The organism is Modicisalibacter muralis (assembly GCF_900102945.1).
GTDB lineage: Bacteria > Pseudomonadota > Gammaproteobacteria > Pseudomonadales > Halomonadaceae > Modicisalibacter > Modicisalibacter muralis.
Window position 1 is genome coordinate 187,750 of record NZ_FNGI01000007.1, and the last position, 25,102, is coordinate 212,851.

Consider the following 25,102-nt stretch of genomic DNA (forward strand, 5'->3'; position numbering starts at 1 on the left):
CCGCCTTTAGAATTCGACGCCATCTATCTTGGCGACGGTCATGATGTCCTTGTCGCCGCGTCCGGACAGGTTGACGACGATATGCTGATCGGGGCGCAGCGTCGACGCCAGCATCTTGGCATGAGCCAGGGCATGGGCGGATTCCAGCGCCGGCATGATGCCCTCGACGTGGGTCAGCTCGCGAAAGGCCTCGAGCACCTCGCTGTCGTTGGCGGCTACGTACCGTACCCGGCCGACATCCTTCCACAAGGCGTGTTCCGGCCCCACGCCGGGATAGTCGAGCCCCGCCGAAACCGAATGCGTATCGGCGATCTGGCCGCCCTCGTCGGACATCAGATAGGTGCGGTTGCCGTGCAGCACCCCTCTCGGTGCATTGGCGGTCAGCGGCGCCGCGTGGCGCCCGGTCTCGACGCCATCGCCACCGGCTTCGACACCGATCATGGCGACCTCGTCGTCCTCGACGAACGGATAGAACAGCCCCATGGCGTTGGAGCCGCCCCCCACGCAAGCGATCAATACATCCGGCAAACGTCCGATCTGCTCGAGCGACTGCACGCGGGCCTCGCGACCGACCACCGCGTTAAAATCACGCACCAGCATCGGGTACGGGTGCGGCCCGGCCACCGTGCCGATGATATAGAAGGTGTCGTCGACGTTGGTCACCCAGTCGCGCAGTGCCTCGTTCATGGCATCCTTGAGCGTGCGCGTGCCGGATTCCACCGGGATCACCCGCGCGCCCAACAGGTGCATGCGATAGACGTTGAGCTTCTGGCGCTCGACGTCCTCGGCGCCCATGTAAACATCGCATTTCAGGCCTAGGCGCGCCGCCACCGTGGCGGTCGCCACGCCGTGCTGACCGGCGCCGGTTTCGGCAATGACCCGTGGCTTGCCGCTCTTCTTGGCCAGCAACGCCTGGCCAATGGTGTTGTTCACCTTGTGCGCGCCGGTGTGATTGAGATCCTCGCGCTTGAGCCAGATCTGCGCGCCGCCAAGCTGTCGTGACCAGCGTTTCGCGTGATACAGCGGAGACGGGCGACCGACGTAATGTGCCAGGTCATCATCGAATTCCGCCTGGAAGTCCGGGTCGTCGCGAAGACTCTGGTAGGTCTTCTCCAGTTCTTCCAAGGCGAAGCTCAGGGTCTCCGAAACGAACCGGCCGCCGTAGGGGCCAAAATGGCCACGGGCATCGGGCAGTCGGGTCAGGTCGCTGAACTGGGTCACGAAAGATACCTCATGGGGTCGCTTGATCTCATGGTTGAGCCAGGGTCACTTGCTGAATGAAGGCGCGAATCTTGTCGTGGTCCTTGACGCCCTTCGCACGCTCGACGCCTCCCGAGACATCGACGGCAAAAGGCCGAACCGAACGGATGGCCTCGCCGACATTTGTCGAAGCGAGGCCTCCGGCGAGAATAACAGGTTTTGACAGGCCTGCGGGGATTCGCGACCAGTCGAAAGTCTCGCCGGTGCCGCCGGGCACGCCCGGCTTGTAGGCATCGAGCAATAGCGCGCGGGCCTCGCGATAATCGCTCGCGGCGGCCTGCACGTCGAGAGCGTCGCGCATGCGCAGCGCCTTGATCCACGGACGCGTCGCCTTGGCACAGGTCGCCGGCACCTCGTCGCCGTGATACTGGATCAAGTCCAGGTACGCCTCGCAGCGGCGAATGAACTCAGGATCCTGATCGACGAACAATCCAACCCGGGTAACGAAGGCCGGCACCCGTGCAACCAGATGCGCCAGGCGGTCGATGTCGAGCGCCCGCTCACTGCCCGGCCATAGCACGAAGCCCAGTGCATCGGCACCGGCCGCCACCGCGACGTCGATGTCTTCCTCACGGGTCAGGCCGCAGATCTTTACACGGGTGCGGTTCATCACGATGACTCCTGATCGGATAGCGAGGCGCCCGCAGCGGCTTGCGCCCTGGCACGCTGGCGCTCCTCGGCGGAGTGAGGCCAACGGCGCCGGTAACGCATCAGCGGCGTGTCGGGCAGCTCGCGCTCACCGGTCCACTCGCCGACGAAGGCCAGCAGGTTGGGGCCTAGCGGCTCGCGCGGCAGGTCGAAGCGTTCGTCGTACAGCGAATCGACGAAATGCAATCCGCAACCCGGCGCGGTCACGTTGCCCAGCGAGCGATCCTGCAGGGCCAGTATGCGCGCCATGTAATCGACACCCTGTTCGCCCTTGCCGACCGCCACCAGAGCGCCGGCGATATTGCGAATCATATGGTGCAAGAACGCATTGGCCTGGACGTCGATCACCACCAACGGCCCGTAGCGGCGCACTTCGATGAAGTGTAGATGGCGGAATGCCGTCGTGGATTGGCAGCTCGCGGCGCGAAAGCTCGAAAAATCATGCTCGCCGACCAGCGCCTGGGCGGCCTCGTGCATGCGTTCGGTGTTCAGCGGTTCACGGCACCAGGTGGCGTTGGCGCGTTCGAGTACCGGGCGGCTGGGTTGGTTGAGAATGACGTAGCGGTAGCGCCGCGCCAGTGCCGAGAAGCGCGCATGAAAATCGTCGGCTACCGGCACCGCCCAGCGCACCGCGATATCGCGTGGCAGATTGGCATTGGCGCCGAACACCCAGGCTTTCTGGCTACGCGGCGAAGGCGCGTCGAAATGCACGACCTGACGCGTGGCATGCACTCCGCTATCGGTACGCCCACTGCACTTCACTCGGACCGGCGCGGCAGCCACCCTGGCCAGCGCGTCTTCCAGCGCGGCCTGCACCGAGGCGGCGTGCTTCAGCCGCTGCCAGCCGCAATAGGCACTGCCATCGTATTCCACGCCGAGCGCGAGGCGCCCGGTGTGTCGGGTAATATCATCCAGTGGCTGGAAAAGGGGCATTAGGCTCGGTGTGGTTAAGACGCTCGATTGGAACCCGGATTCGATGTCTCATTATCCAGATTCAATGGCTCGAACGCCACCTCCTCGATCTCCCAATCGTGTTCGATACCCGCCGTGCGGCGCGGCGCTTCCTCGCTGATATCGAACGATGCATCGAGTTTGTCATCGTCTTCTTCGCTATCGATCAAACTGCCGGGATAGTCGACACTCGGCTGTTGTAGCTCTGCGTGGCCCTCGTCGTGTTTTTTTACCGAGTGATCGGCGGGTGACGAATCGAGACTCGGCGGCTCGTACTCGATGTAACCCTCGTTCGTCGTACTCACCTCCTCGACATCCTCGGCCTCGACCTGCATGCGAGCGTCATGTGGCGCTTCATCTTCCCAGGACAGATCCGAAACCCCATTCGCTAGCGTTTGCGGCTGTGGCGGTGCCGCATTGAAAGCCTGACTGTCGATGCCGTCATCGGCATCGTCATCTTCAAAGCGCTCGAAACGGGGCCCGGGCGTCTCATCGAAAGACGCATCATGTTGCTCAACGGCACCATCGAAGCGACTCATCAGGCACCGGGCTTCATCGCGATAAGCGAGTTCGTCGACGGCTTCCAAGCGAGTCGCTTCGCGCTGGGCATCTTCACGCTCGCCAAGCTCGACATGTACCGTCAGCAGCTTGAGGCGCAAGTCATGGCGCTCGGGATCACTCTCGAGACGTTGCCTAAGCAGCTCGCGAGCCTGATCGAAACGACCGTAGGCGATGAAGATATCGGCCTCGCTAATGGTTTCGGTGTGCGGCGCACTAGCCCGGGGCACGTCAGCCTGCGGCGCATCAGGCGCCGACTCCTGCACTGCCGATGACTGCGGGGGCATTGCAGGTGCTGACACCGCGCCACCCACGCTGCCCGCCCCAACCGGGAAGCTGACTGCCTTGCGGCGCCCCTGGTCATCGGCGTTACGACGTCTCACCAGCCCCCATAGCGCCAGCAACAAGGCAATCGCGACACCGGCGATGGTCAACAGGTTGTCGTTCAATATCCGCCAAATTCCTCTGCTTTCGGTGCCGCCTTCGTCAATGCTCGAGGATGGCAAGGCTGTCGGCGATGGGCCTGCCGGAGCAGCGGCTGCGCGAGCCGTCACCGACTCAGGCAGCGCCGCAGGGGCTGGTTCCGAGTCGATGGGCTCTGGCTCGGCAGCAAGCAGCATCTCACGTAGTTCGGCGACATCCTGGCGCAGCGCGGCCATCTCGCTTTCCAAGCGCTCACGCTCCTCCCGGCTTAGCGCCAGCGCTTCGCGACTGGCCTGCCACTGAGCCGTCAGCTCAGTCAACCGCCGCTCGGCGGCCAGGTCGGCATCACTGAGCAGCGTCAGGCGCGGCTGGGCAGCGCTCGGCGCTTCGGCTGCCTGGCGCTCGCCGGCCTGTGGCTCGGGAGGTTGCTCCACGGCAACGACATCATCCGTGGGCTGCACCGAAGCGACGCTACGCTGGACACCGTCATCGCTGCGCCACGCCCGGTTCTGCGCCTGGACACGACTGTCGGCTTCGGCCGGGGTGCTTGCCAACATGACTTGGCGCGACGGCACGACCAGCGTCACGCCGGCACGCAGGCCATTGATGTTGCCGTCGGGGAAGGCCTCGGGATTGGCCTGTAACAGCGCCAGCATGACCTGGTCGATGCTGATGTCGCCGCTGGGTCGCACGCGCCTGGCCAGCCCCCACAGCGTATCGCCCGGCCGCACTCGCACCTGCGAAGGCGGCATGGAAGCGGCAGGCGAGACGGGTGAAGCCGCGATGGCTGGCGCCTGACGCGCTGGCTCGCTCACACCTGCGCCATCGATCAGTGACGGTGCACTGGCATAGCCCGGTGGGTCGAACAGCAAGGTAATCTGGCGACGTTGCCGACCGCCCGGCCATAGCAGCGTCACCAGTAGGTCCAGGTAGGGTTCGCGCACTACCCGGTCGGTAGTCAGCACCAATTGCATGCCATCGGCGCCGCGCTCCAGCGCCATGTGAACGCTCTCGGCAAGCACGCTGCGCGGCAGGCCGGCCTGCTCGAAAGCGGCTTCATCGGCGAGACGCGCCTTGAGCAGCGTGGGATCGAGCCCACCCAGATCGATCACGTCGATACGCGCCTGAAGGGGTTCGTTGAGGCTCGATTGAACCCGGGGATCGGCCAGCCCCAGCGCCTGCGCGGTAGGACTGGCAGCAGCCAGTGAAATCAGCATGGCCAATGGCAGCGTGCGTCTCATGATATCCCCTTGCGGCGCGTCGCTGTCCCGAAACCCAGGCGGCTGGCAGCGACGTCGTTAATATGTGGAGCTACTGTAACGATGCCTTCAACGCAACGACGCCTCCCGAAGGAGGCGCCGAGTAAGCCAGAACATGCGTGGTTTATTGCTCGCGCAGTATCCCCAGCATGCGCTTGAGAGGCTCGGCGGCCCCCCACAGCAACTGATCGCCGACCGAGAAAGCGGTCAGGTACTCGCCACCCATCGCCAGCTTGCGCAGGCGGCCCACCGGTACGCTCATGGTGCCAGTCACGGCGGCCGGGGTCAGGTTGCGCAGGGTCGCCTCCTTTTCATTGGGGACGACCTTGACCCAGTCGTTATGCCTGGCCAGGCGATCTTCTATTTCATCTATCGGCACATCGCGCTTCAACTTGATGGTGAAGGCCTGACTATGCGAGCGCATTGCGCCGATACGCACGCACAAGCCATCGATGGGAATCGGGCTGGCGCCGTGGCCGAGAATCTTGTTGGACTCGACGCCGCCCTTCCACTCTTCCTTGCTCTGGCCGTTGTCCATGGCCTTATCGATCCACGGCAACAGGCCGCCGGCGAGCGGCGCGCCGAAGTTCTCGATCGGGAAGGCGTCGCCACGCATCGAGGCGGAGACCTTGCGATCGATGTCGAGGATGGCGCTGGCCGGGTCGTCCAGCTCGTGCTGCACGCTGTCGCGCAGCGTGCCCATCTGGCTGAGCAGCTCGCGCATGTGCTTGGCGCCGGAGCCGGAGGCGGCCTGATAGGTCATCGAGGTCATCCATTCGACCAGGTCGGCCTCGAACAGACCGCCCAGACCCATCAGCATCAGGCTGACGGTGCAATTGCCGCCAACGAAGGTTTTCGCGCCCTTGGCCAGCTCGGCATCGATGACGTGGCGGTTGACCGGGTCGAGCACGATGGTCGCCTCGTCGCTCATGCGCAGCGTGCTGGCGGCGTCCAGCCAATAGCCCTTCCAGCCCGACTCGCGCAGCGGCTTGTAGACTTCCTCGGTATAGTCGCCGCCCTGACAGGTGACGATCACATCCAACGCCTTGAGTGCGTCCTGATCGAAGGCATCCTTGAGCGGAGGCACGTCCACGCCGATCTCGGGGCCGGGCTTGCCGACCTGCGACGTCGTGAAGAACGTCGGCTCGATACCGGCGAAGTCGTTGTCCTCGCGCATGCGATGCATGAGCACGGAACCGACCATGCCACGCCAACCGACAAATCCGACTTTCAACATATGAATGTCCTCCTGGAATTCTGTATTTGTGCGTTCGCGGGTGCCACGAGCGCTGTTAGGCCGAGGTATGGAAGGCGGCCAATACGGCATCGCCCATCTCGGCGGTGGACACCTGGCGGGTGCCCGGATAGGCGATATCGGCGGTGCGCAAGCCATCGTCGAGCACACTGCCCACGGCACGCTCGATGCGCGCGGCGAGTTCACCCTCGTTCAATGAATAGCGCAGCATCATCGCCACGGAAAGAATCGTCGCCAGCGGATTGGCCAGACCCTGACCGGCGATATCCGGCGCACTGCCGTGGCACGGTTCGTACATGCCCTGACCATGCTCGTTGAGCGACGCCGACGGCAACATGCCGATCGAGCCGGTGAGCATCGCCGCCGCGTCGGAGAGAATATCGCCGAACATGTTGCCGGTGACGATGACGTCGAACTGCTTGGGCGCACGCACCAGCTGCATGGCGGCGTTATCGACGTACATGTGCGATAGCTCGACGTCGGGGTAATCATCGGCCAGGCGCTCCATGACCTCGCGCCACAGCATGGTGACCTCGAGCACGTTGGCCTTGTCCACCGAGCACAACTTGCCGCCGCGCTTTTGCGCCATCTCGAAGGCGACGCGGCCGATGCGCTCGATCTCGGCCTCAGAGTAGACGTAGGTGTTGAAACCGACCCGCTGGCCGTCGCGCTGCTCGATGCCGCGCGGCTGGCCGAAATAGATGCCGCCGGTGAGCTCGCGCACGATCATGATATTCAGCCCGGAGACCACCTCGGGCTTGAGACTCGACGCCTCGGCCAGTTGCGGGTAGAGAATCGCCGGGCGCAGGTTGCCGAACAGGTTGAGGTTCTTGCGCAGTCCCAGCAGCCCGCGCTCGGGTCGCTTGGCGATGTCCTCGAGCTTGTCCCACTTGGGGCCGCCCACGGCGCCGAGCAGAATCGCATCGGCGGCCTTGGCCTTATCCAGCGTTGCGGCGGGCAACGGCTCGCCATGAGCATCGTAACCGGCGCCACCGACCAGCCCTTCTTCCAGGCTGAGTTCCAGCCCGGTCTCGCGGCAGGCATTGAGTATCTTGACCGCCTCGGCGGTGATTTCCGGGCCGATACCGTCGCCCGGCAGAACGAGAATCCGATGGCTCATGACGCCTCTCTCTGGTTGTCACGGAACAGCCAGGGGTGCGCCTGGCGGTGTTTCTGTTCGAACTCGCGGATCGCCTCTTCGTCCTGCAGCGTCAGGCCGATATCGTCGAGGCCGTTGAGCAGGCAATGCTTGCGGAAGCCATCGACGTCGAAGCTCAATACCTCGCCACTCGGCGTGGTGACGGTCTGGGCCTCGAGGTCGACGTCGAGACGATAGCCCTCGCTGGCCTCAACTTCCTGGAACAGCCGCTCGACGGTGTCTTCATCCAGCGGGACCAGCAGGATGCCGTTCTTGAAGGCGTTGTTGTAGAAGATGTCGGCGAAGCTCGGTGCGATGACCACGCGAAAGCCGAAATCCTCCAGCGCCCAGGGCGCATGTTCGCGCGAACTGCCGCAGCCGAAGTTGCGTCGCGTCAGCAGGATGCTGGTGCCCTGATAGCGCGACTGGTTGAGCACGAAATCGGGATTCAGCGGACGCTGCGACACATCCTGGCCCGGATAGCCCTCGTCGAGATAACGCAACACGTCGAACAGATTGGGGCCGAAGCCGGTGCGCTTGATCGACTTCAGGAATTGCTTGGGAATGATCAGGTCGGTATCGACATTGGCGCGGTCGAGCGGTGCCACCAGGCCCTGATGCTGGGTTAATGACTGCATGGCTCAGGCCTCCTGGGGCTGTTGTGGCTGTTGTGGCTGTTGTGAAAATCCGCGGATATCGACGAAGTGCCCGGCAATCGCCGCGGCGGCAGCCATCGCCGGGCTGACCAGATGGGTACGCCCGCCGTAGCCCTGGCGCCCTTCGAAGTTCCGATTCGAGGTCGAGGCGCAGTGCTCGCCGGCGCCCAGCTTGTCGGCGTTCATCGCCAGGCACATCGAGCAGCCCGGCTCGCGCCATTCGAAGCCGGCCTCGAGGAATATCCTGTCGAGCCCTTCGGCCTCGGCCTGACGCTTGACCAAGCCGGAGCCCGGCACGACCATCGCAAGCTGGATCGATTTGGCAACCTTGTTGCCCTTAGCGACCTTGGCCGCTTCGCGCAGGTCCTCGATGCGCGAGTTGGTGCACGAGCCGATGAACACCTTGTCGAGGCGGATATCGGTGATCTTCTGCCGGGGCGCCAAGCCCATGTACTCCAGCGCACGAATCACGCCACCCTTGACGCTATCGTCGGCGATGCCGGCCGGGTCGGGAACCTCGCCGAAGACCGGCGCGACCATTTCCGGGCTGGTGCCCCAGGTCACCTGCGGGGCGATCTCGGCGGCGTCGATCACCACTTCTTTATCGAACCGGGCATCGTCGTCGGATACCAGATCACGCCAGGCAGCCACGGCGGCGTCCCACTGCGCGGCAGTCGGCGCATAGGGGCGTTCGCGCAGGTAATCGATGGTGGTGTCGTCGACGCCCACCAGGCCCACCCGCGCGCCGGCCTCGATGGCCATGTTGCAGATGGTCATGCGGCCTTCCATCGACAGCTCGCGGATCGCGCTACCGGCGAATTCGATGGCGTAGCCGGTGCCCCCCGCCGTGCCGATACGACCGATCACCGCCAGCACGATGTCCTTGGCGGTAATGCCGGTGCCGAGCTTGCCTTCGACGCGCACGCGCAGATTCTTCATCTTCTGCGCCAGCAGACACTGGGTGGCGAGCACATGCTCGACCTCGGAGGTGCCGATGCCATGCGCCAGCGCAGCGAAGGCGCCATGCGTGGCGGTGTGCGAATCACCGCAGACCACGGTCATGCCGGGCAGGGTCGCGCCCTGCTCCGGGCCGACCACGTGCACGATGCCCTGGCGCGCGTCGTTGATACGAAATTCCTCGATGCCGTAGGCTTCGCAGTTGTCGTCGAGCGTCTGCACCTGGATCAGCGAGACCTGATCGAGAATGCCTGCGTTGCCGGCGGCACGCTCCTTGAGCGTGGTCGGCACGTTATGGTCGGGGGTGGCCAGGTTGGCATCCAGGCGCCACGGCTTGCGCCTGGCCAGACGCAAGCCCTCGAAGGCCTGCGGCGAGGTCACCTCGTGCAATAGATGGCGGTCGATGTAGATCAGCGCGGTGCCATCGTCGCGCTCCTTGACCAAATGTTGCGACCACAACTTATCGTAAAGGGTCTGGCCTGCCATGATTCTCCTCCAGGCTTCTATGAGCCTCGATGCGCCTGGGCGCGTGTTGTCCGGTGATCTATGAGACTAGGGACTGAAATCCATAAAAGCAATTCATGTTATTTATCCTTTGGATTCCATAATAGAATAGATAAAAGAACTTTCCTCACGAGGGCGCCATGGATACCCAGAGCCTGCAAGCCTTTCTCGCCGTCGCCGATAACAGCTCCTTCTCGCTGGCCGCCGAGCAGCTCTATCTGACCCAGCCGGCGGTCAGCAAGCGTATCGCCACCCTGGAGACTCAGGTCGGCGCGCGCTTGTTCGATCGGATTGGCCGGCAAGTCTCGTTGACCGAGGCCGGGCAACTTCTGCTGCCACGCGCCCGCGAGATTCTGGTGATGGTCGACGACAGCCGGCGCGCGCTGGCCAACCTGACCGGCGACGTGGGCGGCAGCCTGACCATGGCCACCAGCCACCACATCGGCCTGCATCGCTTGCCGCCGATTCTCAAGGCCTACACCCAGGCGCACCCCGAGGTGCGCATGGACATGCGCTTTCTGGATTCGGAGCAGGCCTACCAAGGCGTGCTGGATGGCGAACTGGAGATTGCCGTAGTCACGCTGGCGCCGGTGCCCGACCCGCAACTCACCGTGGTGCCGATATGGATCGACCGGCTGCGCTTCGTCTGCGGCAACGAGCATCCCTTGGCGGGGCGCGCCGCGCTACCGCTATCCACTCTGTCGGCCTATGACGCCGTGCTACCCGGCCATCTGACCTTCACGCGCGGCATCGTCGTCGACACCTTCGCTCGCGATGGCCTCAAGGTGAACGTCGCGCTTTCCACCAATTATCTGGAAACGCTGAAGATGATGGTCGCCATCGGGCTGGGTTGGAGCGTGCTGCCGGAGTCGCTGATCGACGAAGAGGTGCAGATACTACCCATCGAGCATAGCCCCATCGAGCGCCCGCTGGGCTATCTGGTCCACAAGAGTCGCACGCTCTCCAACGCCGCGCGCTCGATGCTAGCAATGCTCGACAACGCGGTAACGCCGCAGGCCCGCGAAGGGTAACGCGGGTCTGCCTTGAGCGAGCGTAACCGGTCATCCTTCAGCCGGCGCGTCGGCATTCTCATCGAGCTTTTCCAGCACTTCGGGAATCGTCTGGCGCACGTAGCGCCCCGGCGCCGGCTCGATGATCGCAAGCTTGCCCGCGCCGGGTTGGCGCGCCGCCACGCGCTTTTTCATGTCGACGTAACCGTTGTCGGTCATCCACGCCTGCCAATGCGGCCACCATGAACCCTCGTTGTAGGTCGCGCCCTCGAACCATTCACCGGGACTTTCAGGTAGCTCGTCGTTGGTCCAGTAGCCGTATTTGTTCTTGGCCGGTGGATTGACGATACCGGCGATATGCCCCGACCCGCCGAGCACAAAGGCCACCGGCCCCTTGGGCAATTGCGTGCCGGTGTAGGTGGTTTGCCACTTGGCGATGTGATCGTCGCGAGCCGAGACGAAATAGCTCGGCGCGGAGATCTTGCGCAGGTCGATCTTGACGCCGTCGAGCTCGATACCGTCGGGTTCGATCAGGCGATTGTTCAGGTACATGTGGCGCATATACCAGCCATGGGTGCCGGCCGGCAGGTTGGTGCCGTCGGTATTCCAGTACAGCAGGTCGAAGGCCGCCGGCGTCTCGCCCTTGAGATAGTTGTTGATATAGAACGACCAGAACAGATCGTTCTCGCGCAGCAGGTTGAAGGAGAATGCCATGACCCGGCCATCGAGATAACCATCGGCCTCGAGTTGGCGCTCGATACCCTGCAGCACCGGCTCGTTGAGAAACACGCCGATCTCGCCAGGGTCGCTGAAATCCTGCAGCGTGGCCATGTAGGTCACCGAGCGCACCTTGCGCCCACGAAACGTGCTGGTCAGATAGGCAACGGTCGTCGCAGCCAGGGTACCGCCGACGCAATAACTGAGCAGATTGACCGATTTTTCGCCGCAGGCCTGCTCGATGGCGCCCATGGCAGCGACCGGACCAAGCTGCATGTAATCGGCCCAGGTGATGTCGCGCTGCTCTACGCCCGGGTTGCGCCACGAGATCAGAAACACCGTGTGGCCCTGATCGACCAGCCACTTCATCATCGAGTTGTCCTGGCGCAAATCGAGGATGTAGAACTTGTTGATCCAGGGGGGGATGACCAATAACGGCGTCTTGAACACCCGCTCGGTGGTCGGACGATACTGAATCAACTGCATCAGTTCGTTTTCGAAGACCACCTCGCCCGGCGTCACGGCGATATTCTCGCCGATGCGAAAGGCCGATTTGTCGGTCATTGCCACGTTGAGGCCTTCCGCCGAATTGGCCAGGTCCTCGCGCAGGCGCTCCAGGCCGTCGATCAGGTTCTGGCCATCGGTCTCGTGGGTGAGGCGCAGCACCTCAGGGTTGGTGGAGACGAAATTGGTCGGCGCCATGGCGTTGATGTACTGCCGGGCGTAGAAGCGCAGGTTGCGCTGCTGTTTCTCGGGCAGGCTGTCGATGCCATCGAGCAGTTCGTTGAGCATCCGCGCCGTCAGCAGATACTGCTGCATGATGTAGCGATAGAAAGGGTCGGTGCGCCAGGCGTCATCCTTGAAACGCCGGTCCGAAGCTTGTGGCTCGATCACCGGCTCGGCCACCTCGCCGAGCATTTCGCGCAGGGTCCGCTGCCAGAGCTGCATCTGATCCTGGGCCAGACGCATCTGGGCGCCATACAGTGCCTGTGGGTTGAGCGATAGCGCCTCGGCGCCAGCGCGAAAGCTTTCCTGCATGTCCTTGAGCACCGAGGCACTCGCTTCGCTGGGCAATAACCGAGTCAGCATTTCCTGCAACAGCGCCTGATGCGCCTGGCCAACCGTCTCGAGTCGTTCTTTCCATTGCTCATTGGCCAGGGGATCGCCCCCCTGTTGCGGACCTGACTGCATAACGCCTCCTGATAGGTTTCCAGCGAACCATCCATGATCTCCGCGGACTCGCGGCAAGGTGAAGAGAGCCGGCAGCGCCGGCGCTCTTCACCCACGCACCATTGACCTCTCACGAGCTCTTGCTGGCGTCGCTCTTGTTGCCGCCACGCGACGACTGGCTGGCAGACTTGGCCGGTTCGGCAGCGGCCTTGGTCGCTTCGCTGGCCTGATTGGCAGCCTTCTGGCTCGCTTCGTTGAAGACGCTTTCCAACTCGTTTTTAAAGGCCATGCTCAACTCGGTCATGGCACGGGCGTCTTCCAGCATCTGCTGGGAGAGCTCGTTCATGATTTCGGTCTGGCGCTGGGTGAAGTCGCGCATGTCCTCGCCATCGCGAATCTCGGAGGCGGCGCGCATACGCTCGGTGCCGAGTTGGCTATAGCGCTTCATCGACTCGAGCTGGTATTGGGTCATCTTCTCCATATTGTCCAGCATCAAGCCATTGAGCTTGCGCATCGGTTCGAAGAAGTTACGGGTCTGATCGGTGAAGGCGTTGAACATCTGGTCCTGCTGCATGACGAATCCCTCCTGATGAGCGGAACAATCGAGACAGTGCGCACCCATGCTGCACTGCACAAAGCGTAGTCTGCCCTGCATCAGGTTGCAATACGATGTCGTGCCCAGCATCGAGCCGATCGGGCAGCGGCACCCCGGTTCTCACCTCGATAATTACCGGCAGATGATTGACTGACTCAAGGCTTCCGGTTCTGGCGTGATTTGGCGGAGGCGCTGGCCTTGGGTTTCACGTTTTCATCGGTATCGCTATCGGCTTTTTCCTTGCCAGCCGCCGTCGCGCTGCCAGCCTGACGCAGCATATCCATCATCATTTGCTGGTAGTTGCCGAAATTGGCCATGCCTTGGCTCAGGCCCTGCTGTATTCCCTGTGGCATGCCTTGCGCCCCCTGCTGCATGAACAGCTGCATCAAACTCCAGGGGTCGTAGCCTTCGGCCCCGGCCTCCATCTGCTGTTGAATGCGTGACATCACATCGCGCTGAAACGACTCGACATCGGGCAGGCCCAGCGACTGGCGAAACTCGGCGGGGGTCAGGTCGAACTCGACATTAATCTTCATGGCATGACTCGGTCGCGAAACAAGATGACTTTGAGTGTAGCAGTCGGCGTTATCGCAGGCGCACGACCTTGGGCATGCTAAAGACAATGCTTCTAAAGTTCAGGCTAAAGCGCTAAACCGTGAAAAATTCATCAATATGGTCTTGAGTAAGAGGCGTAGACCAATTTGGCGACGAATTAACGATAAAAAGGACAAACACATGCGACGTTACTATTTCCTGGTTCCCGATTCGCAGACAACGGTCAATATCGCGCATGAGCTGACCGAGCTTGGGCTGGGTCGAAACGAAGTCCATGTGATGGGCAAGGACCATGACCTGCTCGACAAGGAAAAGCTCAACGAGGCAACGCTGATTCAAACATCGGATGTTTTCAATGCCGGGAAGCGCGGCCTGATGATCGGCGTCCCGCTAGGGCTGGTGCTAGGCATCGTCATTGCCAGCATTCTGGCGTTTCCCACCACCTACGAAGGCAAGGCCGTGCTGGTCATCCTGATGGGCTTTTTTGGCGGCCTGTTTGGATTGTGGGCGAGTACGCTGGTCGGTGTTTCGGTGCAGGACGTGAAGGTCGAAAAATTTCGCAACGACCTCGAGCGCGGCGCGTTCTTGATGATGGTCGACCCGCCGCCCGAGCGCGAAGAGGAAATCACCTCGATCATTCACCGACATCACCCGGAAGTGACGATCGAGCAGATGACGCCGGATGAACGGCATCACGCCGAAGGCGAAGGCCATTGACTCTAAGTTAGGACAGCCTAGGAATCACTGACAGAAATTGCCGAACGAAGTGATGCGGGCGTCGCTACCTCGCAAGGCGCCCGGAGCACAGAAAGCGAGACATAACATGAGCTAGGTGAGCTTTCGACCGGGCTCGCGTTCGAGCACCGCGTAACACAGCGATTCGTTCGTGCAGGCATTTATGCATGATTCCTCAGGTCAGGCGCGGCGTGTCGACGCGCACGTCGGCGTTCTGCGCGCGGTGTCGCAGCAGGTGATCGATCAGCGTCAGGGCCATCATCGCTTCGGCAATCGGCGTGGCACGAATGCCCACGCAGGGGTCGTGACGCCCCTTGGTGATGACTTCGACCGGGTTGCCGTGCCGGTCGATCGAGCGCCCCGGCTGGGTAATGCTCGAGGTCGGCTTCAAGGCCAGATGCGCAACCAATGGCTGGCCGGAGCTGATGCCACCCAGCACGCCACCGGCATGATTGGACTGGAAGCCCTGTGGCGTCATCTCGTCACGGTGCTCGCTGCCGCGCTGGGTCACGGCAGCGAAGCCGTCGCCGATCTCCACGCCCTTGACGGCATTGATGCTCATCAGGCCATGCGCCAGCTCGGCATCGAGGCGGTCAAAAATCGGCTCGCCCAGCCCCACCGGCACGCCTTCGGCGACCACGCTGATTCTGGCACCGACCGAATCCTGATCGCGACGCAGCTGGTCCATGAATGCCTCGAGCTCGGCAACCTTATCGGGATCGGGGCAGAAGAAGGCATTGTCGTTGACGCCGTCCCACGACTTGAAATCGATGGCGATAGGGCCGAGTTGGCTCATGTAGCCGCGCACGACGATGCCCTGCGTGGCCAGGTATTTCTTGGCGATGGCCCCGGCGGCGACACGCATGGCGGTTTCGCGGGCACTCGAGCGGCCACCGCCACGATAGTCGCGAACGCCGTACTTGTGATGATAGGTGTAGTCGGCATGCGCCGGGCGAAACCGGTCCTTGATGGCGGAGTAATCCTTGGAGCGCTGATCGGTGTTCTCGATCAGCAGCCCAATCGGCGTGCCGGTGGTCACGCCTTCGAACACGCCCGAGAGAATGCGCACTGCGTCCGGCTCGCGGCGTTGGGTGGTATGGCGCGAGGTGCCGGGGCGGCGACGATTCAGGTCGTCTTGCAGATCGGCCTCGGTCAGCGGCAACCCTGGCGGGCAACCGTCGACGATGGCGCCCAACGCCGGGCCATGGCTTTCGCCGAAGGTGGTCACGGTGAACAGCTTACCGAAGGTGTTGCCGGACATTCAGCGTTTCCTCAATAGGGCTCAGACGAGGTGGGAGGCTCGAAGTGAGAAGCATAGTCGTCGAGTTCGCCGGTGGTCAGCGCGAATACGCCGTGACCGCCACGCTCGAACTCGAGCCACAAGAACGGCACCGCCGGAAAGGCCGCCTCCAGGTGACGGTCGGAGTTGCCGACCTCGACGATCAGCACGCCATCGTCGTTGAGATGCCCACGCGCCTCGCGCAGCACCCGGCGCACGATAGCCAGGCCGTCATCGCCGGCGCCCAGCGCCAGCGTTGGCTCGTGGCGGAACTCCTCGGGCATGGCGGCGAGGTCGCGCGCATCGACATAAGGCGGATTGGCGACGATCAGATCGTAGCGCTGGCCGGCCACGCCATCGAACACGTCGGACAGCACCGCACGCACCCGGGCGCCGACGTCGTGGCGGGTAATGTTGGCCTTGGCCACCTCGAGGGCATCGGCGCTGATGTCGACCAGATCGACCTCGGCGGTGGGCAGATGCAACGCCGTGGCGATGCCAATGCATCCCGAGCCGGTACACAGGTCGAGCACCCGCGACGGCGGATGGTCGGGGAACCAGGCGGCGAAGTCGTGTTCGATCAGCTCGGCGATCGGCGAGCGCGGAATCAATACCCGCTCATCGACCTCGAAGGGATAACCGGCGAAGAACGCCTCGCCGAGCAGATACGGCAGCGGCTTGCGGGTTTCGATACGCGCACGTACCAACGCCACGATGCGAACTCGTTCGATACCCAACAGGCGCGCGTCGAGCACCGAGGGATCGACGTCCCAGGGCAGGTGCAATGCGCCGAGCGTGAGCGCTACCGCCTCGTCCCAGGCGCTGGTGGTGCCATGACCGAAATGCAGTCGATAGGCATGGAACTCGCTGGTCGCCCAGCGCAGGCAGTCGCGCAGCGTGACGAGTTCGTCGGCGAGTTGCCGGTCGTCTAGGGTCAGGCTGGATACGGCGGCGAGTCGGGAGGTCACGCGGCGTCCTGTAACAAGGCTAGGGGAGTTCGCCATTGTACCCGTCAAGCCAGACGCTGCCAAAACTGCCGCGCTTGACGATATACTGGACGCCTGCGAAATCCACAGCGCTAACCGAGAGAGTAATGAGCCGACGCCACTCCACGCCCGACGACGAGGAGATTCGCCTGTTCCGCCAGGCGTTGGAAGGCGCTGGCGTGCGGCGGCTATCGAACGATCGCGCCGACCCCGGAAAACGCCCGCGCCATGATGCCGAAAGCCTCGCCGAGCGACGCGATGCGGCTATTTCCGCGCCGCCCAGCACCCTGGCGAGCCGCACCAGCGACGGTCGCGTCGAGCCGGTACGCCCCAGCGCCAGCCTCGATTTCAGCGTGCCCGACCTGCCCCACCGCACGCGCACTGCGCTGAAGCGCGGCCAGCTCCCCTGGGAAGCCGGCCTCGACCTGCACGGCCATACCATCGACGAAGCGCGTAACGAACTGGAGCGTTTTTTGCTCGATGCTCGTGCCCAGCGCATGCGTTGCGTGCTGGTGGTGCATGGCAAGGCGCGCACCAGCATGAATAGCGGCATGACCGATTACCCGGTGATCAAGAGCCACGTCAACGCCTGGCTGCGCGAATGGCCCAGCGTGCTGGCGTTCTGCTCGGCGCGCGATCTCGATGGTGGCACCGGCGCGGTGTATGTGTTGCTGCGCCGTCGCGGCGAGGTCTGAGAATCCCGTATAAATGCCTGCACGGGCGAATGGCAGCGTTGCGCGGTACTGGTGCGCCAGCCCGGTCGAGACTCACCTAACTCATGTTATGCCTCGCCTTCTGTGTTCCGTGCGTCTTGCCACGCAGCGGCGCCCGCATCATCCCGCTCGGCGATTTATTCAGCGATTCTCTAATTGGCGGGCTTGCCCACCGCCGGCTCACTGATCATCACCTGCCCACCACCCGGTATGACGCCTTCGCGTCCCTCGAAGCGATCCAGCGCCTGCGAGGCCAGGTGCCGACCCAGGCGAATCAACGCTTCGGCGCGGTGGAATTCATAGGCGCCGCAGACCGTCTTGGGAATATCGACCAATATATCCGGCGGGTAGCCGGCAATCTTGTACTTGGCCAGTGCCCCCTGAGTGATCTCGAACGATGCCAGCATGATGTCGAGCTTGCTCCAGGCGCGCTCGGCGGCCTTCTTACGGCTCGTCTCTTCATCATCGCTCTCCTCGTCTTCGTCGGCGCCGCCGAAGATACGCTGCGCACGCCCACGCACGCCGCCCAGCCAGCCGGAGAACCCTTTGCCCTGGGCCTCGAGCCGGGCCTCTCGCGCCTGCTCCTCGGCCACCTCGTCGGGCGGCAGCAAGTCCTCCAGGGTGACCGGCTGATGGGTCTGGGCGGTGGCGTTGACGGCGAGAATCAGATCGGCCTGGGCCGATACCGTGGGAATGATCGGCAGCGGATTCATCAAGCCGCCATCGACCAATACCTGGTCGCCCAGCTTCACCGGCGTGATGATCCCCGGCACGGCGATGGAGGCACGAATGGCACGCAGCAACGGGCCGTTCTGAAACCAGACCTCGCGTTGACGATTGAGATCGGTAGCCACGGTGGTCACCCGAATCGGCAGATCCTCGAGCAGCGTATCGCCGACCAGGCTTTCGAGCTTGTTCATTACCCGGTTGGCGCGCATCGCGCCCATCGGGCTCCAGGTCACATCGACCAGCTTGAGGATGTCGAAGTAATCGAGCTTGCAGACCCAGTCACGATAGCCATCGAGCTGGCCGGCCGCATAAACGCCACCGATCAGCGCGCCCATCGAGCAGCCGGAAATGGCCACGATCTCGTAACCCCGGGCGACGACTTCATCGATCACGCCGATATGCGCATAACCGCGTGCCCCGCCACTGCCCAGCACCAGGGCGATGCGTTTGTCCATGCCAGCCTCCCTGCGCGGCTTCAATCGCTCGCGCAATATTCATTGATGGCCCTGGCCACCGCCGCCACCGCCGTCGGCTCCAGGTGCAGGTGATGCCCTCCGGGCAATACCCGACGCCGAAGCTGGCTCACCGCAGCCCGCGCACGATGCGAGATTTCACGCTCACCGAGAATCCCCTGTTCCCCTTCAATCAATAACACCGGCGCCTGAATGGCCGTCAGCATCGCCAACACCTGATCGGGACACAAGCGCACCATCGACGGCCGCAGTAGCCGGCCATCGGTGCGCAAGCGCAAGTGACCGTGCTCGTCTCGCGCCAGGTTGCGAACGACCAATGGCTCGGCGGTTTGCGCATCGATGGGCGTAACGCCACCACCGACCCGCGCGCCGACGGCGCTCTCGATATCAGGATAGCTCGGTGCCAGGGATGAGCGGCGACGATGTCCCAGCAATCCCTTGCGCAGTTGCTTGGCGGTATCTTCGGCCGGCGTGGTCAGGGTGCCGAGCCCATCGATCAACACCAGACGTTCGACCTTCTCGGGCAACGCCGCGGCGACCAGGCAGGACACGCCGGCGCCCATCGAATGGGCGAGTAGCGTTGCCTGCGTCAGTTCCAGCGATTCGAGGGCATCGAGCACATCATGGGTATAGTCCCAGATCGCATAGTCGGTACCGGCAGGATGTCGCCGCGACAGGCCGTGGCCGGCGAAGTCGATGGCGACGATGCGAATATCCAGTCGCTCGACGAGCAATGGCGCCAGACGCGAGAAACTCGCTGCGTTATCCAGCCATCCGTGCAGTGCCAGCCAGGTGGTTGCGCCTGGGCGCCCCCAGCTCAACGCGGCGAGACGGCCATTGGCCAGGGTCAGCTCTTGGGGAGCGCTCATGCGATATCGTTCTCCAACAGGGAATCGAGGACGTCGAGCAGCGACTGGCGAGCTTCATCGGGGTATTCCATGGGAAACATGTGGCCCCCCGGGGTCTGCTCGACACGCACGCCATGGCGTGCGAGGCGCCGACGCCGCGATGACGTCAACAGCGTGGAATCGGCGCCGGCAATCAACGCCAGCGGCACCGCGAGGCGGCGCGTCAGGCCATGCAGATGGTCCGGCAGATGGCGAAACACCTCGACCTCGATGGCCGGGTCATAAACCAACTCGGCGCTGCCATCGTCATGCAGCCGCGTGGCGCCTTCGATATAGTCGCGCAGTGCCTCATCGGTAAAATGCGCAAAGAGCGTTCGCCGTCGCAGATAGTGGTGCATCGCTTCGCGGTTCGGCCAGATATGGCGGCGACCCAGGCTGCGTCCGGCGGGTGTCACTCGATCCGCCAGGCCCAAACGCTTGGCCAAACGCAACGACAAGGCATCGCGCCCCACCATCAGCGGCGGGTCGAGCACGACCAGGCAGCGAAACGCCTCGGGCATCGCCTCGGCCGCCATCAACATCAGCACGCCACCCATGGAGTGCCCGACACCGATGATCGGCGCATCGAAGGCGCGTAGATTCGCGACCAACTCATCACATAATGCCGGCCAGTTATTGCTCACTGGATAATCGGGATGGTGCGCCAGGCGATCCATGGGATGAAGCTCGAAGCGCTTCGCCAAAGGGGCCAGGAAGCTGCGATAGCTGGCTCCGGGAAAACCGTTGGCATGCGCAAAGACCAGGCGTTGGCGTGGGGGCATCGAAACCGTATTCTCCTATGACGAAAGGGCACGCCCGTGATGACACGACTGGGCGTAGCAGGCTAACGGGTTTACCATGTTACGCCGACGACGCCAATCATACGCTCGTATTAATCCGCTCCCGCTCGACCACCGACAAGGAATCGCTCGTGCCAAAACTCCACCCTCCGCGAGATACCCGCCTGCGTAATCGCCTGTTCTTCATCACGGTGATCGTTGCCTTGCTGGTCGGCTTCTGGCTGGTTCGCTAGGGAGTTGAATAACCCATGAGTCTGCTTGCTGTCTTCCTGCACACGCTGGAAGTCACCCTGCCGGTGTTCGCCATGGTCTTCATCGGCATCGGCCTGAAGCGCATCGGCTGGATCGATAGCGCATTCATCGCCACGGCATCGGCACTGGTATTCAGGGCCACGATGCCGACACTGATCTTTCTCAGCATCATCCAGGCCGATCTCGACGCCACCTTCAATCCGAAGCTGTTGGGTTTCTTCGCCATCGCGACGCTGGGTACTTTCCTGCTCAGTTGGCTGTGGGCCAGTTGGCGGGTGCCGTATGCCGATCGCGGGGTCTACGTGCAGGGCGCCTTTCGCGGCAATTGCGGTATCGTCGGTATTGCGCTGGCCGCCAGCATGTATGGCAGCTACGGTCTCTCGGCTGGCGCTCTACTGCTGGGCGTGGTGATTCTTTGCTATAACATTTTTTCCGTGATCGTGCTGGTCGCTTATCAACCCGGCAAACGTGCCGATTGGCGCAGCATCTTCAAGCATATCGCCCATAATCCGTTGATTCTCTCGGTACTAGTGGCCATACCCGTCGCCTGGTTCGATATCGCGCTACCCGGCTGGGTAATGACCAGCGGCAACTATTTCGCCTCGCTGACCCTGCCACTCGCGCTGATTTGTATCGGCGGCACGCTGTCGGTCAGCGCGCTGCGCAGCGAACGTTCGACCGCGCTCGGCGCCAGCCTGATGAAGATGGTCACGCTACCGGCGCTCGCCACCGCCGCCGCCTGGCTGGTGGGTTTCTCCGGCGCCGAACTCGGCCTGCTGTTCCTGTTCTTCGCCAGCCCGACGGCGGCGGCCAGTTTCGTGATGGTCAAGGCGATGGGCGGCGACGCCAGGCTCGCGGCCAACATCATCGCCCTGACCACGCTGCTGGCCAGCGTCACGGTGACGAGCGGGGTATTCGTCTTGCGCGTGGGCGGACTGATCTAGGGCCAGACTCACCCGATTGCGAGCGCTTTTTCAATGCTCGGCCCGATGCCGGGCAACCCTGTCCACGATGAAGCCAGCGATCTCGAAGGAGCATGTCGCAGCGGGAGACGGGGCGTTGATCAGGTGCACCGAGCGGTATCCGGTCAGCACCTCGAAATCGTCCAGCATGCGGCCCGCTCTCGACAACGTCTGCGCGCGAATACCCGCGTGAACCGTGTCGAGATCGTCGAGTTGGATCTCCGGCACATAGCGCTGCGCCGCCCTGAGGAACGCCTGCTTGTTATACGAGCGCCAGATCTCGGCGACGCCCTCCTTCCAGTAATTGCCCGCCATCTTCCAGAACCCGGGAAAGGCCAGCGTCCTGGCAAGCTCGCGGGAAACGATGCTTCTGTCATAACCCTCGCGGGAGAAATTCAGCGCCGCGTTCGGCCCAACCTCGACCTTATCGCTGATCAGCCTGCCCAGATGCACCCCAAGGAAAGGGTATTTGGGATTCGGCACGGGATAGATGAGCCCCTTGACCAGATGCGCCCGGGACGCCTTTAGCGTGTAGAAGTCGCCACGAAACGGTACTACCTGGAACTGCTTTCTTGCCGCTGACAGGCCCTGCATCAGCGCCACGCTGTCGCTATGCAGCCCCGCGCAGTTGATCAGCATACCCACCTTGTAGGAGTTCTCCCTGGTGAAGACACCAAGATGCCCTCGCTCCTCCTTCAAGGCACGCACCTCTTCGCGATACCTGAATTCAACACCCAGGTTTTTCAGCCGATCCACGAGCTTGCGGCAGACATCCTTGTAGTCGACGATGCCGGCTTCGGGGACGAATAGCCCGCCATGGACTCGCGCGTGCGGTTCATGGCCGCGAACCTCCTCCGATGAGAGCTTTTCGACCCGGAGCCCGCTCCGCCTGCCATTGTCGTAACTGACATCCAGTCTCTTGAGTTCTTCGTTGTCCCTGGCGACGATCAACTTGCCACAGATTCGGTGATTCACGTCGTGCGCTTGGCAGAACGCGGTCATCGATTGGCTGGCGGCACGGGCGAAGCGGGATTTCTGGGAACCGGGTTTGTAATAGATGCCCGAATGGATCACGCCGCTGTTATGGCTGGACTGATGCGCGGCGAAATCGCTCTCTTTCTCCAGCACGACGATGGAGGCATCGGGAAATCGCTCTCTGATCTTCAAACAGGTGGCCAACCCCAGAATGCCCGCGCCCACGATAGCGAATGAATGCATACAACCTGCCTTGCTTATTGTTTGGCCCTGGGCACCTCGGACACCCGATAATTCTCAAGCGCGGTGATGACACCGCTGCTTGTTCTCAGCACTTTCTCAGGAATATTCCCGGGCTTAATCTATAAAGAAACGATTGGATTAGCTTAAATCAATAATTTCAGTTCTTTATAAAGGGACTCGGGGATTTTTATACCATCAGCCAGGCTTCGCGCTCTCGCTGCATGGCGACGTTGAGATGGCAATCTAGCGCCTTGGCTCAAGACTCCTTCAAAAAGGGACTCAGCATGATGCATGTGCTTTTCTGTCTCTTTCCCCAGAAACACTTCAGGTGAGAATGCCAATACAAGCTCGCCATGGAATGGCTTTCCTTCACCGTTTTCATCGACGGCTCGCGTCTCATGCCCCAATAAATCGCCAATAAGCGGCCCAGCCAACAATTCGATCATGGTCGAAAGCGCGGATCCCTTGTATCCTCCAAAGGTTAGCAACGCGCCAGACAGTGCAGCTTCGGCGTCTATTGTCGGATCGCCATTACGGTCGATCGCCCACCCTTCAGGAAGGGTTTTACCGGCTCGCTTGTGAAGCTCGATTTCACCTCGTGCCACTACACTGGTTGCAAAATCAAAAGTATAGGGAACGCCGCCGGGGCGCGGCCATGAGAACGCCACCGGATTGGTTCCAAACAGTGGAGACGTACCTCCCGCCGGCGCGACATAAGCATGGCTAGGCGTCATGGCCAAGGCTACGAGCCCTTCTTCCGAGAGCGATTCCACTTCGGACCAAAGGGCGGAAAAATGAAAGCTGTTATTTATTGCAAGAGCTGCCAGCCCGCAATGCTTGGCTTTTTCTATAAGATGCGGCTTACCCTTTTCGAATGATAGCAGTGAGCAACCTCTTTGAGCATCGACGCGGACAATACCTGGCGCATCATCGGATACCTTAGGTATCGCGCGAGGGTCCACTCCTCCTCTACGAGCTGTCTGTACGCAACCGATCAGCCGATATAAACCATGGGAGTGACATTCATCACGCTGTGCCGTAAGTACGCTTCTTGTAATGGCTGCGGCGTGCTCTTGACTAAATCCATTACTTGTCAGCACGTCATTACTGAGTAAATCCGCTTCTTCAAGTGACAACGTTACATTTTTATCCATAGATTCCACACAAGATGTCGAATAAACGAGGTTGAAGGTCCAGAAAAACCTTCAACCTCATTCTTGTCGATAGGTTCAGCTCTCGCGCTTGCCATCCACCAGCCGTGTCAGGCCCAGCGGGTTCGTCTCACGCAGCGCCTCGGGCAACAATCCTGCCGGCAGGTCCTGATAGCACACCGGGCGCAAAAAGCGCTGGATCGCCGCGCTGCCTACCGAGGTGGTGCGGCTGTCCGAGGTCGCCGGGTAGGGGCCGCCATGCACCATGGCATGGCCCACCTCGACCCCGGTGGGCCAGCCATTGACCAGAATCCGCCCGGCCTTGCGCTCGAGCGTCGGCAGCAGAGTCCGCGCGGCCTCGGTATCGGCGTCGTCCATCTGCAGGGTGGCGGTGAGCTGGCCTTCGAGGCGTTCGGCGACCTGCTTCATTTCCTCGGCATTCCGGCATTCGATCACCAGCGAGGTGGCGCCGAAGACTTCTTCCTGCAGGACCGAGTCTTCGAGGAAATCCTCGGCCGCGGTGACGAACAGCCCGGCCTGGCACGGGTGGACGGTTTCGCCGACCTGGCCACGCGCCACGTCGCGCACCTGACTGTTGCCGGCGAGCCGTGCCACGCCCTGCTCATAGGCGTCGTGAATGCCCGGGGTGAGCATGGTCTGGGCCGCGCTGGCCTTGAGGGCCTCGCCGGCGGCCTGCACGAAGGCATCGAGCGCCGGGCCCTGCTCGGCGATCACCAGGCCGGGGTTGGTGCAGAATTGCCCGGCGCCCAGGTTGAGCGAGGCGACGAACGCCTGGGCCATGGCTTCGCCCCGCGCCCTGAGCGCCTGCGGCAGTGCGAACACCGGGTTGATGCTGCTCATCTCGGCATACACCGGGATCGGCTCACGGCGCTGCTGGGCGATCCTCAGCAGGGCCAGCCCGCCACTGCGCGAGCCGGTAAAGCCCACCGCCTTGATGCGCGGATCGGCGACCAGCGCCCCGCCCAGCGCATTGCCTGAACCGAACAGCAGCGAGAACACGCCCTCGGGCAGGTGGCAGGCCGCCACGGCGCTCTGGATCGCCCGACCCACCAGTTCCGAGGTGCCAGGATGCGCCGGGTGCGCCTTGACGATCACCGGGCAGCCGGCGGCCAGCGCCGAGGCGGTGTCGCCGCCGGCGACGGAAAACGCCAGCGGGAAGTTGCTGGCGCCGAACACCGCCACCGGGCCCAGCGCGATATGCCGCTGGCGCAGATCGGCGCGCGGCAGCGGTTGACGCTCC

At 62.7% G+C, this 25,102-nt stretch carries 23 protein-coding genes; 4 read left to right on the forward strand and 19 right to left on the reverse strand.

Going from position 1 to position 25,102, the window contains the following annotated elements:
* Nucleotides 1-6: 6 nt before the first annotated feature.
* The 8 genes from trpB to leuC all read right to left on the reverse strand — a co-directional run bounded on the left by trpB (nt 7) and on the right by leuC (nt 9,591).
* Nucleotides 7-1,221, reverse strand: coding sequence for a tryptophan synthase subunit beta (gene trpB, locus BLR92_RS13190; protein WP_089729308.1), 1,215 nt, complete (start codon nt 1,219-1,221; stop codon nt 7-9).
* Nucleotides 1,222-1,249: 28 nt separating this feature from the next.
* Complete coding sequence (locus BLR92_RS13195; RefSeq protein ID WP_089729310.1) at nt 1,250-1,870, reverse strand: phosphoribosylanthranilate isomerase; 621 nt, start codon at nt 1,868-1,870, stop codon at nt 1,250-1,252.
* The gene (gene truA / locus BLR92_RS13200; RefSeq protein WP_089729311.1) at nt 1,870-2,841 is read right to left on the reverse strand and encodes a tRNA pseudouridine(38-40) synthase TruA; all 972 of its coding nucleotides are present in this window, start codon (nt 2,839-2,841) and stop codon (nt 1,870-1,872) included. The genes BLR92_RS13195 and truA overlap by 1 nt, the downstream gene beginning before the upstream one ends.
* 14 nt (nt 2,842-2,855) lie before the next feature.
* On the reverse strand, nt 2,856-5,081 hold the full coding sequence (locus BLR92_RS13205; RefSeq protein WP_089729313.1) for a type IV pilus assembly protein FimV: 2,226 nt from the start codon (nt 5,079-5,081) through the stop codon (nt 2,856-2,858).
* 142 nt (nt 5,082-5,223) lie between these two features.
* Entirely contained in the window at nt 5,224-6,336 is a 1,113-nt protein-coding gene (gene asd / locus BLR92_RS13210) for an aspartate-semialdehyde dehydrogenase (RefSeq protein ID WP_089729315.1), read from the reverse strand.
* A gap of 55 nt (nt 6,337-6,391) precedes the next feature.
* A complete protein-coding gene (leuB, locus tag BLR92_RS13215; RefSeq protein WP_089729317.1) occupies nt 6,392-7,474 on the reverse strand; it encodes a 3-isopropylmalate dehydrogenase in 1,083 nt (360 codons plus the stop codon).
* Complete coding sequence (gene leuD, locus BLR92_RS13220; RefSeq protein WP_089729319.1) at nt 7,471-8,130, reverse strand: 3-isopropylmalate dehydratase small subunit; 660 nt, start codon at nt 8,128-8,130, stop codon at nt 7,471-7,473. The genes leuB and leuD overlap by 4 nt, the downstream gene beginning before the upstream one ends.
* A gap of 3 nt (nt 8,131-8,133) precedes the next feature.
* A complete protein-coding gene (leuC, locus tag BLR92_RS13225) occupies nt 8,134-9,591 on the reverse strand; it encodes a 3-isopropylmalate dehydratase large subunit (RefSeq protein WP_089729321.1) in 1,458 nt (485 codons plus the stop codon).
* Nucleotides 9,592-9,749: 158 nt separating this feature from the next.
* Here leuC and BLR92_RS13230 point away from each other — a divergent pair, with 158 nt between their 5' ends.
* A complete protein-coding gene (locus tag BLR92_RS13230) occupies nt 9,750-10,640 on the forward strand; it encodes a LysR family transcriptional regulator (protein ID WP_089729324.1) in 891 nt (296 codons plus the stop codon).
* 30 nt (nt 10,641-10,670) lie between these two features.
* Here BLR92_RS13230 and phaC read toward each other — a convergent pair whose 3' ends face one another.
* The 3 genes from phaC to BLR92_RS13245 form a co-directional block, all read right to left on the reverse strand.
* Nucleotides 10,671-12,527, reverse strand: a complete 1,857-nt coding sequence (phaC, locus tag BLR92_RS13235; protein WP_089729326.1) for a class I poly(R)-hydroxyalkanoic acid synthase — start codon at nt 12,525-12,527, stop codon at nt 10,671-10,673.
* A 109-nt stretch (nt 12,528-12,636) separates the two neighbouring features.
* Nucleotides 12,637-13,080: a phasin family protein gene (locus BLR92_RS13240; RefSeq protein WP_089729328.1), complete on the reverse strand. Its 444-nt coding sequence runs from the start codon at nt 13,078-13,080 to the stop codon at nt 12,637-12,639.
* A gap of 176 nt (nt 13,081-13,256) precedes the next feature.
* The gene (locus tag BLR92_RS13245; RefSeq protein WP_089729331.1) at nt 13,257-13,637 is read right to left on the reverse strand and encodes a hypothetical protein; all 381 of its coding nucleotides are present in this window, start codon (nt 13,635-13,637) and stop codon (nt 13,257-13,259) included.
* Nucleotides 13,638-13,836: 199 nt separating this feature from the next.
* On the opposite strand from BLR92_RS13245, the gene BLR92_RS13250 reads away from it, so the two are divergent.
* Nucleotides 13,837-14,373 (forward strand): DUF1269 domain-containing protein, encoded by a 537-nt coding sequence (locus BLR92_RS13250; RefSeq protein WP_089729333.1) that lies wholly within the window; start codon nt 13,837-13,839, stop codon nt 14,371-14,373.
* Nucleotides 14,374-14,566: 193 nt separating this feature from the next.
* Here the strand turns inward: BLR92_RS13250 and aroC are convergent, their stop codons facing one another.
* Together aroC and prmB are read right to left on the reverse strand one after the other, a co-directional pair.
* Nucleotides 14,567-15,652, reverse strand: a complete 1,086-nt coding sequence (gene aroC, locus BLR92_RS13255) for a chorismate synthase (protein ID WP_089729335.1) — start codon at nt 15,650-15,652, stop codon at nt 14,567-14,569.
* Nucleotides 15,653-15,663: 11 nt separating this feature from the next.
* Nucleotides 15,664-16,674, reverse strand: coding sequence for a 50S ribosomal protein L3 N(5)-glutamine methyltransferase (gene prmB, locus BLR92_RS13260; RefSeq protein WP_089729337.1), 1,011 nt, complete (start codon nt 16,672-16,674; stop codon nt 15,664-15,666).
* 89 nt (nt 16,675-16,763) lie between these two features.
* Here prmB and BLR92_RS13265 point away from each other — a divergent pair, with 89 nt between their 5' ends.
* Nucleotides 16,764-17,351, forward strand: coding sequence for a Smr/MutS family protein (locus BLR92_RS13265; RefSeq protein ID WP_089729339.1), 588 nt, complete (start codon nt 16,764-16,766; stop codon nt 17,349-17,351).
* A gap of 170 nt (nt 17,352-17,521) precedes the next feature.
* Here BLR92_RS13265 and BLR92_RS13270 read toward each other — a convergent pair whose 3' ends face one another.
* From BLR92_RS13270 to BLR92_RS13280, 3 genes are read right to left on the reverse strand one after another with little or no spacing between them, the layout of a single operon-like run.
* Entirely contained in the window at nt 17,522-18,553 is a 1,032-nt protein-coding gene (locus BLR92_RS13270; RefSeq protein WP_089729341.1) for a patatin-like phospholipase family protein, read from the reverse strand.
* 20 nt (nt 18,554-18,573) lie between these two features.
* Nucleotides 18,574-19,440 (reverse strand): alpha/beta fold hydrolase, encoded by an 867-nt coding sequence (locus tag BLR92_RS13275; protein WP_089729343.1) that lies wholly within the window; start codon nt 19,438-19,440, stop codon nt 18,574-18,576.
* Nucleotides 19,437-20,240 carry an alpha/beta fold hydrolase gene (locus tag BLR92_RS13280; protein WP_089729344.1) on the reverse strand — a complete coding sequence of 268 codons (804 nt, stop codon included), beginning with the start codon at nt 20,238-20,240 and terminating at the stop codon, nt 19,437-19,439. The genes BLR92_RS13275 and BLR92_RS13280 overlap by 4 nt, the downstream gene beginning before the upstream one ends.
* A gap of 266 nt (nt 20,241-20,506) precedes the next feature.
* Between BLR92_RS13280 and BLR92_RS13285 the strand changes: the two genes are divergently transcribed.
* Nucleotides 20,507-21,454, forward strand: a complete 948-nt coding sequence (locus BLR92_RS13285; protein ID WP_089729347.1) for an AEC family transporter — start codon at nt 20,507-20,509, stop codon at nt 21,452-21,454.
* A 30-nt stretch (nt 21,455-21,484) separates the two neighbouring features.
* On the opposite strand, the gene lhgO is transcribed toward BLR92_RS13285, so the two are convergent.
* The 3 genes from lhgO to BLR92_RS13300 all read right to left on the reverse strand — a co-directional run.
* Nucleotides 21,485-22,690, reverse strand: a complete 1,206-nt coding sequence (lhgO, locus tag BLR92_RS13290) for an L-2-hydroxyglutarate oxidase (protein WP_089729349.1) — start codon at nt 22,688-22,690, stop codon at nt 21,485-21,487.
* A 143-nt stretch (nt 22,691-22,833) separates the two neighbouring features.
* Entirely contained in the window at nt 22,834-23,844 is a 1,011-nt protein-coding gene (locus BLR92_RS13295) for an Ldh family oxidoreductase (RefSeq protein ID WP_089729351.1), read from the reverse strand.
* 75 nt (nt 23,845-23,919) lie between these two features.
* Nucleotides 23,920-25,102 (reverse strand): aldehyde dehydrogenase (NADP(+)) (locus tag BLR92_RS13300; protein ID WP_089729353.1); only part of this gene is annotated, 1,183 nt, incomplete at its 5' end.

Bases quoted from the DNA above. Each gene is read 5' to 3' on its own strand.
- prmB (WP_089729337.1), bottom strand. From the start codon at position 16,674: ATGGCGAACTCCCCTAGCCTTGTTACAGGACGCCGCGTGACCTCCCGA.
- BLR92_RS13270 (WP_089729341.1), bottom strand. From the start codon at position 18,553: ATGGACAAACGCATCGCCCTGGTGCTGGGCAGTGGCGGGGCACGCGGT.
- truA (WP_089729311.1), bottom strand. From the start codon at position 2,841: ATGCCCCTTTTCCAGCCACTGGATGATATTACCCGACACACCGGGCGC.
- asd (WP_089729315.1), bottom strand. From the start codon at position 6,336: ATGTTGAAAGTCGGATTTGTCGGTTGGCGTGGCATGGTCGGTTCCGTG.
- BLR92_RS13205 (WP_089729313.1), bottom strand. From the start codon at position 5,081: ATGAGACGCACGCTGCCATTGGCCATGCTGATTTCACTGGCTGCTGCC.
- BLR92_RS13245 (WP_089729331.1), bottom strand. From the start codon at position 13,637: ATGAAGATTAATGTCGAGTTCGACCTGACCCCCGCCGAGTTTCGCCAG.
- BLR92_RS13230 (WP_089729324.1), top strand. From the start codon at position 9,750: ATGGATACCCAGAGCCTGCAAGCCTTTCTCGCCGTCGCCGATAACAGC.
- BLR92_RS13285 (WP_089729347.1), top strand. From the start codon at position 20,507: ATGAGTCTGCTTGCTGTCTTCCTGCACACGCTGGAAGTCACCCTGCCG.
- BLR92_RS13265 (WP_089729339.1), top strand. From the start codon at position 16,764: ATGAGCCGACGCCACTCCACGCCCGACGACGAGGAGATTCGCCTGTTC.
- BLR92_RS13275 (WP_089729343.1), bottom strand. From the start codon at position 19,440: ATGAGCGCTCCCCAAGAGCTGACCCTGGCCAATGGCCGTCTCGCCGCG.
- aroC (WP_089729335.1), bottom strand. From the start codon at position 15,652: ATGTCCGGCAACACCTTCGGTAAGCTGTTCACCGTGACCACCTTCGGC.
- BLR92_RS13280 (WP_089729344.1), bottom strand. From the start codon at position 20,240: ATGCCCCCACGCCAACGCCTGGTCTTTGCGCATGCCAACGGTTTTCCC.
- phaC (WP_089729326.1), bottom strand. From the start codon at position 12,527: ATGCAGTCAGGTCCGCAACAGGGGGGCGATCCCCTGGCCAATGAGCAA.
- BLR92_RS13195 (WP_089729310.1), bottom strand. From the start codon at position 1,870: ATGAACCGCACCCGTGTAAAGATCTGCGGCCTGACCCGTGAGGAAGAC.
- leuC (WP_089729321.1), bottom strand. From the start codon at position 9,591: ATGGCAGGCCAGACCCTTTACGATAAGTTGTGGTCGCAACATTTGGTC.
- leuD (WP_089729319.1), bottom strand. From the start codon at position 8,130: ATGCAGTCATTAACCCAGCATCAGGGCCTGGTGGCACCGCTCGACCGC.
- lhgO (WP_089729349.1), bottom strand. From the start codon at position 22,690: ATGCATTCATTCGCTATCGTGGGCGCGGGCATTCTGGGGTTGGCCACC.
- BLR92_RS13250 (WP_089729333.1), top strand. From the start codon at position 13,837: ATGCGACGTTACTATTTCCTGGTTCCCGATTCGCAGACAACGGTCAAT.
- BLR92_RS13295 (WP_089729351.1), bottom strand. From the start codon at position 23,844: ATGGATAAAAATGTAACGTTGTCACTTGAAGAAGCGGATTTACTCAGT.
- BLR92_RS13240 (WP_089729328.1), bottom strand. From the start codon at position 13,080: ATGCAGCAGGACCAGATGTTCAACGCCTTCACCGATCAGACCCGTAAC.
- leuB (WP_089729317.1), bottom strand. From the start codon at position 7,474: ATGAGCCATCGGATTCTCGTTCTGCCGGGCGACGGTATCGGCCCGGAA.